Annotated in this window: 6 protein-coding genes; all 6 read left to right on the forward strand. The window is 59.3% G+C overall.

The genetic code is table 11. From position 1 onward, the window contains the following. Positions 1 to 2658 (forward strand): carboxypeptidase-like regulatory domain-containing protein (locus ABIZ35_RS07940; RefSeq protein ID WP_348219348.1); only part of this gene is annotated, 2658 nt, incomplete at its 5' end. 118 nt (positions 2659 to 2776) lie between these two features. Beyond that, positions 2777 to 4759: a hypothetical protein gene (locus ABIZ35_RS07945; RefSeq protein ID WP_348219349.1), complete on the forward strand. Its 1983-nt coding sequence runs from the start codon at positions 2777 to 2779 to the stop codon at positions 4757 to 4759. Positions 4760 to 4835: 76 nt separating this feature from the next. Continuing rightward, positions 4836 to 5708, forward strand: coding sequence for a hypothetical protein (locus tag ABIZ35_RS07950; RefSeq protein ID WP_348219350.1), 873 nt, complete (start codon positions 4836 to 4838; stop codon positions 5706 to 5708). Positions 5709 to 5804: 96 nt separating this feature from the next. Beyond that, a complete protein-coding gene (locus ABIZ35_RS07955) occupies positions 5805 to 7937 on the forward strand; it encodes an Ig-like domain-containing protein (RefSeq protein WP_348219351.1) in 2133 nt (710 codons plus the stop codon). Between the two features lie 83 nt (positions 7938 to 8020). Beyond that, positions 8021 to 8950 carry a tetratricopeptide repeat protein gene (locus tag ABIZ35_RS07960; RefSeq protein ID WP_348219352.1) on the forward strand — a complete coding sequence of 310 codons (930 nt, stop codon included), beginning with the start codon at positions 8021 to 8023 and terminating at the stop codon, positions 8948 to 8950. Between the two features lie 4 nt (positions 8951 to 8954). After that, complete coding sequence (tgt, locus tag ABIZ35_RS07965; protein WP_348219353.1) at positions 8955 to 10103, forward strand: tRNA guanosine(34) transglycosylase Tgt; 1149 nt, start codon at positions 8955 to 8957, stop codon at positions 10101 to 10103. Positions 10104 to 10263 lie beyond the last annotated feature (160 nt).

Raw genomic sequence — 10263 nt, forward strand, 5'->3', positions numbered from 1 at the left:
CCTTTGGGTTTCCCAACCGTTAGTGTGGCGGATACAGCGGAAAATACGCTGGGCGTTGGATCGTACGACGGTCAGCAATATGATCTTTGGCGTATCCTCAGCCGAGGACCGGTCAATGAGGGAATCCTGCTAGGATATGGTCCCGATATCAAGGTCACTCAGCCTGCGGTTCCCGCGCTGAATGAGCCCGCGGCGCAATTTACTCCTTCCAGCCACTGTGTCATCTGGGCGACGCCTTACACTCGCGACCTGCTGGTGGGGCCAGGTTCGTTTGGCAGTACGATCACTCAAACGTTGATTAAGAAGTTCTTGGATAGCGGCGGACGTCTGTTCGTTGCTGGACAGGATGTCGCGGCGACTTTAACGTCAAACGGCACTTTCAATAATACGCCTGGAACCGGCTTCCTGCCGGATTATCTAGGGGCGACTTACTTGCAGCCAAAGGCCGCTACCGATGTGCTTGCTGGTATCAGCGGCGCTGGCCATCGCGTATCGTTTGACGCCTTTTTCAACTACAATGCGCCCCTTGGCGTTCGTCAAAACTTCCCGAAAGTTACGGGAATTCGTGATGATGGATTTGTTTCGTTCGATTACAGCGCTCCCTCGGACAACGCGTTGATCCTTGGGCACTACCGGTTCGCGAACGGAGTCTACACGCCTGATTCACGTACGGATGCGCCGCTCAACCATCAGCTCTTCCCTGGACTTTTCTTTGGAGGCCCGTCCTTCACGGATCAGAACCCGGAAATTGCAAAAATCGATACGATCGCTCCGTCTGCGCAATCGCAGACTGACATCACATTCAGCGGTCCGGCTGGCTTGATCACGCATGAGGATCGAGCGAAAGGGTCACGTGTCGTCTTCTCATCCTTTGGTCTGGAAGGGATCGGCCTTGAATATTACAAAGTAAACAACTCTAAACTAGGAGACTTCTACTTCGTACTCAATCAGCGGCCGCGCCTCATGCACAATATTGTCACGTACCTGCGTACGGGTACGATTACGGGCACCATCACGGACACCACGGGTAACAACGGCGCTGGCTCAAAAGTATCAGGAGTTCTGGTATACCTGACAGCCAATGAGAATGTCACCATTCCTGGTATGCCGGTTGGCCGCACCGTCTATAGCGCAATTACCGATGCAAACGGCAATTATCGCATCGATGCTGTGGAGCCGGGGGCTTACCTCGTTCATGCGACGAAGACCGGTTATAGCGCTGCTACAACCGAACCCTTTGTGAACGTGGTCACAGCCAACCAGCTGACGACGGTCAATCTCGACATCACGCCCTTCATTCCAGGCGGGATCACCGGAAAGGTAACGTATAAGGACAAAACGCCGGTTATCGGCGCCGATGTCCTCTTTACCGCCCCGGACGGTTCTATTGTCAGCGGTCAGACAAACGCACAGGGTGTATACACAATCGGTTCTGTGCCGCCTGGAACATATACAGGAGTGGCGTCGAAGGGAGTCGCGAAATCGGCGACTATTACCATCACGGTTGCTTCTGGGATTACCACGGCGAACGCCGACTTCGTGCTTGATGCGGCGGCGTCGCCCGGAAGTCTGACTGGCGTTGTCAAGAACACGGCGGGGACTCCTCTCGTCGGCGCCACTGTGTCGGCGACCCTCACGGGCGCTTCGACCTCGACAACCGTCACGACAAAAACGGGAGGAACTTACTCGTTCCCGAGCTTGCCTCCCGGGGTGTATAAGGTAACCGCGAGTTTCCCGCCCACCTACGGAGCCGTCACGGTTCAGTTGACAATCGCAGCGTCGACAGCGGCAACGCAAAACTTCACGCTGGGTGCGGCGAAGTCGGCTCAGCTTGGAGGGTTGATCACATCCGCTTCAGGCACGCCGCTGGGCGGCCTGACGGTAACGGCGACACCTGTCGGCGGTGGGACGGTGAAAACATTCGTGACTTCGCCCACGGCCACAACGTCTCCTTTGGGGACGACGACGAGCGATCATGGAACCAAGATCAACTGGTCGGGACCGCTGCCGGAAGGTATTTATGATATCACCGTCAAGAGCGGTGGGGTCGTTTCGACAATCGAATCCGGCTTCGCGGTCACCTCGGTGAAATTCAACCAGACACGGGACTTCGCCTTCGCAAGCATTCACACGTTTACGGCGGGTCTGCACATGATCTCGTCTCCATACGATTACTCCGGCGCTTCGCTGGACTCGTTGTTTGGAACAAATCGCAGCAAACTGGTGATCTGGCAGCCGAAGCTTCTTCAGTACGTCCTGGATCCGACGCCGCCGGCGGATGGCCTCCATCCTGGGTACGGCTATTGGATCCGGCTGCCCAACGCGGTAGACATCACGGTGGCGGGAACTAAGCCGACTGGGTCGAGTGTTCCGATCGCCCTGTATCCGTTCTGGAACCAGATTGGAAATCCGGGAACGGGGCAGGTCCCGATCACGAGCTTGAAGTTCCTGAACCCGCTAACGAACACTCAGCTGACGTACGCGCAGGCGAGCAGCGCGCAGTACAACTTGATCAGCCCGACAATCTATGGATACGATCCACAAACCAATGCTTACGTCAAGGTAACAACTCTTGAGCCGTGGCAAGGGTACTGGATCAAGGCCTATAGCAATACGACCGTGTCCATTCCGATCATAAACGCTACAACAACGCCTTAACGGATAGCCGCTTTGGCGGCTATTCATCAAGGCGCGTTCTCCCAGGCTGGGCTCGTCATGAGCCCGGCCGCCCTCTTTTCGCCGACAATGGACCAAGTCTCAGGAGGACTCCGATAGAGTGAAACGATTGAAATTGCACTGGAGCGCCCGGCCCCTCAGCTGGCTCCTCTCAGTCGCCATGCTGATGCCGCTCATGGTGATACTGCTCGCGGCTGCGCCACGCGCCGAGGCGCAGGCCACGGCGACACGTTCGGGACAACCGGCTTGGGCCGTCCTTGACTTTATCAACCGATCTGGCTACGGCGGCAACGATGTCGGCCGTCAAGCCTCCGACTCGTTTGTTGTCGAGCTCGGAAAATCCAACCGATACGAAGTCTCTCCGCGCCAGGACACTCTGGCCGGGCTGGAGAACTTGGGCTTGACGCTGCCGCTCGATAAGATCGGCATGCAGAAGCTGGGACGGGATCGCAATGTCGACGCCGTCGTTTCCGGCGAAGTCCTGACGGTTGCTTTCGATAACAAGCCGCGCCGCGCGACGGTCTCCGTCATCATCCGCGTCGTCGATGCGATTTCGGGAGAACTGACGAATGGCGCCGTCGCCCAGGGAACCTCAACGCCTCGTCCCGTCGGCGCTGGAGACGACGATTCGCTCGTCAATCAGGCGATTGACAATGCGAGCTTCACCGCCGTCCGTCAAATCACTTCGTTCAATCTGCCGAAAGCGACGATTTTGAACAACGTCGACACGACCAATGTTCTCATCAACAAAGGCTCGCGTGACGGCGTTTATGATGGACTCAACATGCTGGTGACTCGCGGCGACGCGGAAGTCGGCCGCATTCGCGTCACGACTGTTCAGCCGGACCAGAGCACCGCGACCGTCACGGACCGTGGCCTGGGCATCCAGCCGCAGGACCGCGCCACGGCGATCTACCAGCTTCCCAGCTACTCAGTGCGCGCCGATCGTCTGGTCTCGGACAACTCGACTGCCTCCAGCGCCAACACGCCCAGCGGAAAGCGAAACTCCTTCAGCGGTATCGGCGGTATTTTGATCGCCATTGTTGTCGGCGCGCTTCTGCTGAGCCTTGTCAAGGGCGGCAGCAGCAGCAGCGGCGGCAGCGGCTTTGCCGGCGCCCATGTCGGTAACGCCAAGGCCGTACTGGTCAATGATTCGACGGCAGTGGCCCCCGTAGGACTGACGGCGACAACCTACGTTCCTGTTTCCGTTCACGTGACTGCGGATCGCGGGAATATCGATGCCGCCTTGTTCAACGAATACCACATTTATCGGCGTGACGCTAACTCTGTTGTTGTCGCGCCTCCCGTTGCGGAGATTGGCTCGACGCCGATTTATTCTGTTCAAACAACCAATGCGCTTGATTTCTCGGACGACGGGCAGACGAAAATCTACACTGTGAGCAAGCCGTTGACCACGGATGCGGCCGCTTTAGTGACCGTGAATTGTAATAGTCCAGGGACGTCATGCAGCGGCACCGACCTGCCGGTAACTTTGGTGGGAACTCGGTATCAGTACTTTATTGAGGGACTGTGGACTCAAACCACGCTCGCCTCAACAGGCGGAACGACGGCCTCAACAACAGCCGGTACGACCGCTGGCAACGTTGGCACCACGACATTCCGTTTGACGGGACGCCAACCCACGAACTTCGTGACTTACATCGTTCCTCCGGTCTTGATCGACGAATCGACAGCGACACCGCTACGGCTGCCAACATTCGGCGGCACCAGTCCTGACCGGGTGACGGTAACAGTCGTCTCCACCCGGGGCGCTAACGATTACATCCTGGAAATCGACACCAGCGCCGGCTTCAATACCGGCAGCAAAAAAACGTATCGCCCGTTCAACCCCGGCGCGATTAACTCCTCCGCCGGTACGCAGACGGATCCGCAGGCCGGCGCGCAGTTCAGTTTCTTCCCTGTCGCTACTGGGTTGAACATTCCTGCGGAGTTCCCGGGCGCCGGACAGCTGTTTGCACGGGTCGGCGTACGCGACAGTCGCAACGGCACGGACGGCAGCACCAATCCGTATGTCTACAGCGATGTGATCCGGGTTCCGGATGCGCTCGTGACCAATCCGTAATCGTCTCTCAAGGACGATATCGCCGTTGTCCGGCGCCGTAAACGGCGCCGGATCTTTACCTAGAGGACGCAAAGATATGTCAACTCATAAAGTCGCCGTCGCCAAGCGCGGCGTGGCCCTGGGGCTGACGCTGACGCTGCTGGCGTCGCCGATCTCCGGATTGATCCCGGCGGCGCGGGCTGCGGAAAAGGCGCCCGCCGCCGCTCCCGTCGCCACCGGCGGTGTGGAGCCAGTCAGCATCCGCAGCATCCTGATCTTCCCGATCTCCAACAAGGCTGGGACTTCGGCCGAAGGGATCAGCGGAAAGCTCGACGACGCCATTCGGATGAAGCTTGAGACCGTGAACAAATTCAAGATCACGCGCTTCAGCCGTCTGCTCCCCTCCGTACAGCGTGGGCTGGACGACAAGGATCTGACGGATGACGATCTCAAGACACCCTTCGCCGACGACGATACCGACGGTCCGCGCGCGGCGAAGATCGCCAGTCGTCTCGACACGGACTCCTACTTTCTCGGCAACCTGGAATCCTATTCCGTGGACGGCGCGAACAAGAAGGTCAGTCTGCAAGTGACGGGCAACCTGTATAACACTCACACGGGATACGCCGTTAAGAACATCGGCCTGTCGGTGAACGCCGGCCCCCTCCAGCCCACCGATCAACTCGACAAAGTGATCGCCAATGCGCTGGATGACGCCGCGAGCCAGGTCGCGAGCAGCATCAATGGTCTGCCGGTGACGCCGGTGATGAAAGCTGAAGTCGTTCGCAGCTCGCAGCGTGGACAGTCCGGCGGCGCCAAGCCGGTCCTGCTCGCCCTTCTACTCGGCGCGGCGGTGTACTTCGCCTTCCACCACGATTCGTCCAGTGGCGGTGGTTCAAGCTCCGGCGGCACGGGAACGGGCACCGGAACCGGAAATGGCGGCGATGGCCCGCCGGCTCCTCCGCTCTAACCTAACTTGAATTTTACGGCGCGGTCGTTTGACACGCCCGCGCCGTTTATTCGTTCGCTTCTTCTCTCTCCCTGGCTTGATCCTATGAAACACACCATGCGCGGCACGTTTAAGCGCAGCCGAATTTCACGGGTTTTCCGCTTCGCGGTCGGCTTCAGCGCCATCACGCTTTCCGTTCAATCGGCCCACGCCGGCGGCAAAACGAGCATCAATCTTACCGCCAATCCCAGTGTCATCATTGCCGACGGCAAGAGCACGACAGCCATCGCCGTGACGATTCGGGGCGGCGGCGGAGAACTTGTGCCGGACGGCACCGAGGTCCATCTGGTGGCGTCGCAGGGCATCCTCGAAAAGGAAACGGTCACCACGGTGTCCGGCGTGGCGCGAACCACATTGACCAGCAGCGCGACGGAAGCCACAGCAACCATCACCGCGACATGCTTCCTCGGAGGCGATGCGGGAATGGGCAACGCCAATCTTCCCGTCGAGTTCACCACGGATCGCACGCTTGCATCCTCCGGCGGTGAATCCCGCTGGATCCGGATCGACTGCCCCGAATATTTGATTTACAGCGCCGACGGCAAGATCATTGAAGCCGACGGCAAGCACGGTTCGGCGCATCTGCGTTACAAAGGCGTAACGATTGAGGCCGACAGCTTCCAGATGGACCTGCAGAGCCTGCAGCTGGTCGCGCGCAACGCCGTTCTGACACAGGCTAGTCACACAATCACCGCCGCGCAGCTGAAGTACGATTTGAACACCATGACCGGCAAGGGCTTAGTGTCCGACGCGACACACGCTCCACATGAGGTCACGATTTCCGGTCTCAGCTTTCTCACCAAAGACATTCCCGTGGACCCAGACGCCGTCGATCCCTCCATCAGCCTGGATAATATGGGAACCGCCCCCGCAGACGATTACGCGTTTCTGGATCTCTCGCAAAGCCGTGTCGTCGTGACCGCGCGCGCCATCGCCGTGGATCAGGGATCGCAGCTTCAGTTCCGGCGGGCTACGATTTACTCCGACGGCAAAAAAGTTCTTTCCGTACCGTTCCACATGATGCCGCTCACAACGGACCAGCTCTTCGGCGAACAGATCGTGGGGTACGGCTCGCAGGGAATTTTTCTGAACGTTCCCTATTATTACAGCGTCAGTCCCACCAGCACCGGTACGATCTACCTGCGCAATTCGGCGGTCGCGGGAGCGTCGCTGCAAACAAACGGACCCGCAATTTCAAGCACGAGCGGCGCCCGCCCCGGGGTAGCGCTCGACTTGCAGCAGACGTACAGCCTGGGCGCGGGCGGCCAGGGATCTCTGGTGATGAACAGTCTCACGCGGTCGGACTGGGGCGCGCACTGGCAGCACACACAGCAGTTCGATTCGCTGACGAACAGCAGCTTCTTTGTCGACTTTCCCTCGCACCGCAGCGTCTTCGGATCGTCCAATCTCAGCCATCAATTCAAGGATTTCTCGCTCAACTTCAGCGCCTCGGCGAACCGCGATCCCGGTGAGGAAGGTTATTCCTCGTCCGGAACGAGCCTGAGCACCTATCTTCAAACGACCGCGCGTGAGATCGGCAGTACAGGGATCAATTTTGTTTCCACCGCCAACTGGCAGGCGGGGCGCTCTACGTACACGGTCCCTGGGGCAGACACAGTCGCCCAGTCGCTTAATACTCAGGGCCTGGATCTGCGTTTCTTCACCGCGCCGTTCCGCTTCGGCAAGAACACAACCTTAAGCAATTCTCTGACGGTGGGCCAGACTTGGCAGCGCGGCGCTTCGCGCAATGCGCCGATCGTCCTGGGAACTCTGGGTCTTCAGCAGGCCATGCCGATGAAAGGCCGGCTGAACGTGAACTACACCTACCGATACGACCCTCTGCTGAACCACTATTCGGACAGCTCTCTGATCGGCCACTACAATCAGGCGGCTTCTCAGCATCGGATGAACCTCGGCTACAGTTCCTCGCCTTCCAAGAAGGTTTCCATGTCGCTGATGGCAAACTTGGGATGGCCTCAGAGCACCACCAACATGTATTCGACCCTCAATTACCGGTACAGCGATGATTGGCAGTTGGGGCTCTCGATGTTCCATACTAAGTACTACAACAGCACCTTTGACGCTGCGGAGCTGTCGCTCACCCGTCGCATCTTCAACCGCTCGGTAATCTTTACCTACTCGACCGACACGCATAAAATTCGCTTTGACTTCGGGGCGGGAACATTCTAAACCCGCCCATTCTTGACACCCCCCTCACCGCTATGCTATGATCAGTTTTGCATTGCGCGGACGGCGTCAGGAGGTTGGCCGCTATGTCCATGCTGGGACGATTGTTTGGTTTCGGACGGAATGAGCATTACGACCGGGGCATCCGGCTCTTCGATCAAGGGCTGTACGAAGAAGCCATTGCGGAACTGAATGAAGTCGTGAAAAAGGGCGCTCGCTCGGATGCGCTCACTCAGCGGCTGTCGTCGTTCTATATCGCGGAGGCGTACGCCAATCTCGGCACGGCCGCGCTTCAGGGCCGCGCCTACGAGAAAGCGCGCGAGGCGCTGGGGCAGGCGCTCGCGATCAATCCTCACTACGCCGATCTTCACCACCACTACGGCTACGCCTGCCGGATGTCCGGCCACGGCGTGGAGGCGATTGCGGCGTTTGAGAACGCCTTGCGCATCAATCCCCGTTTCGCCAAGGCTAGTCTGGGATTGGGGCTGGCGCTCTACGACGCCGGACGCGCGCGGGACGCGCTCGCCAAGGTTCAGGAGGCCGCAGGGCTGGACCGGGCTTATGAGACGCCAGAGTATACGCGCGGCTTGGCGGCGCACGCCGCCGGCGACTTCACCGAAGCCCTCGCCGAGTTCGAAAAAGTCGCGGAGCTGGATGTCGACGATATCGCGTTCCATGGCAAGCTGGGCGCGGATCTCTATCGCCGAGGCATGTACGAAGAAGCCGCTTCGGAGTTCCGCAAGGCGCTGGAGCTGAACGGCAACTATGCAGACCTGCGCAACCACCTCGGGGTCACGCTGAACGCACAGCGGCTTTACGACGAGGCCGTCCGGGAGTTCGAAGAAGCGCTGCGTATCAATCCCCGGTACGTCGAGGCGCGCACGAACCTGGCTCTGACCCTGGAAGCCGCCGGCCGGATGTCCGAAGCGAAGGCCGAGTTCCACCGCGTTCTGGAAATCGATCCCGCCAACACCGTGGCGCAGGGACGTCTCACGGAGATCGACCCGCAGCAGTAAGTTTATGACATCATTCACCCTCACAGGCGCGTCGTCCGATACGGATGCGCGCCGCGGCGAGCTGCGGCTGCCGCACGCGTCCCTCCCCATCCAAACGCCGGTCTTCATGCCGGTCGGCACCCTCGGCACCGTCAAGGCGATGACCCAGGAAGAGGTTTCCGGGCTCGGCTTCTCGCTGATCCTGGGGAACACCTACCACTTGTACCTGCGGCCCGGCCACGAGCTCGTGCGCCGCGCCGGCGGCCTGCACAAGTTCATCGCGTGGGACGGCGCGATGCTCACCGACAGCGGCGGCTTTCAAGTCTTCTCGCTGCAAGACCTGCGCAAGATCACGGAGAACGGCGCGGCGTTCAAATCGCATATTGACGGATCCCAGCACTTCTTCAGCCCCGAGCGCTCAATCGAAGTCCAGCACGCCCTCGGCGCCGACATCATCATGGCGTTCGACGAGTGCCCGCCGTATCCCAGCACCTACGAACAGACCCAAACGGCTACCGAGCGCACCCATCGCTGGCTGACGCGCTGCGTGGCATACCACAAGGAGCAGAGCAGCGCGCAGTTGCTCTTCGGCATCGCCCAGGGCGGCACGTATGAAAGCCTGCGCGTCGAAAGCGCGCAGTTCATCGCCTCTCAGGACACGCCGGGGATCGCGATCGGCGGCGTGTCCGTCGGCGAGCCGCCGGAAAAGATGCTCGAAGCCGTCTCGTGGAGCATGCCCCATATCCCAAAGGAGAAGCCGCGCTATCTGATGGGGGTGGGGACCCCTCAAGATATCCTCCAGGCGGTCGCGCAGGGGGTAGACATGTTCGACTGTGTCCTGCCGACTCGTCTTGGCCGCACGGGCACGTTTTACACGACGCGTGGACGTATTAATATCAAGGGAAGCCGATACACCGAAGACTTTGGCCCGGTGGACCCGGACTGCGCCTGCGCCGTCTGCCGCCGCTATTCGGCAGCGTATTTACGGCACCTCTATAAGTGCAATGAGATCCTTGCGTCTCGTTTGACAACGTATCACAACCTGGCGCATTACGCTCAGCTGATGGCCGATATTCGCGACGCCATCGAGCGCGACGACTATGCGGCGTTTGTCAAAAATAGACTGGAATTGTATGGCCGGAAAAATGATATGAAAATCGAGGAATTGGCTTGACACAGCCCCAAGAGTATGATATATTGGTGTTGGCGTAACGACGCGTTCGATCTCCACATAAAGTGCGAGTCCTCGCGCACATGTAAAATCAGGCATCCAGCGTACCCCCGCGCTGGATGCCTGAATTTATTTTGAGCCTACTGTTTTGAGGTCGTGTGGG

Source organism: Capsulimonas sp. (assembly GCF_039929585.1).
In the GTDB taxonomy this organism is placed as follows: domain Bacteria; phylum Armatimonadota; class Armatimonadia; order Armatimonadales; family Capsulimonadaceae; genus Capsulimonas.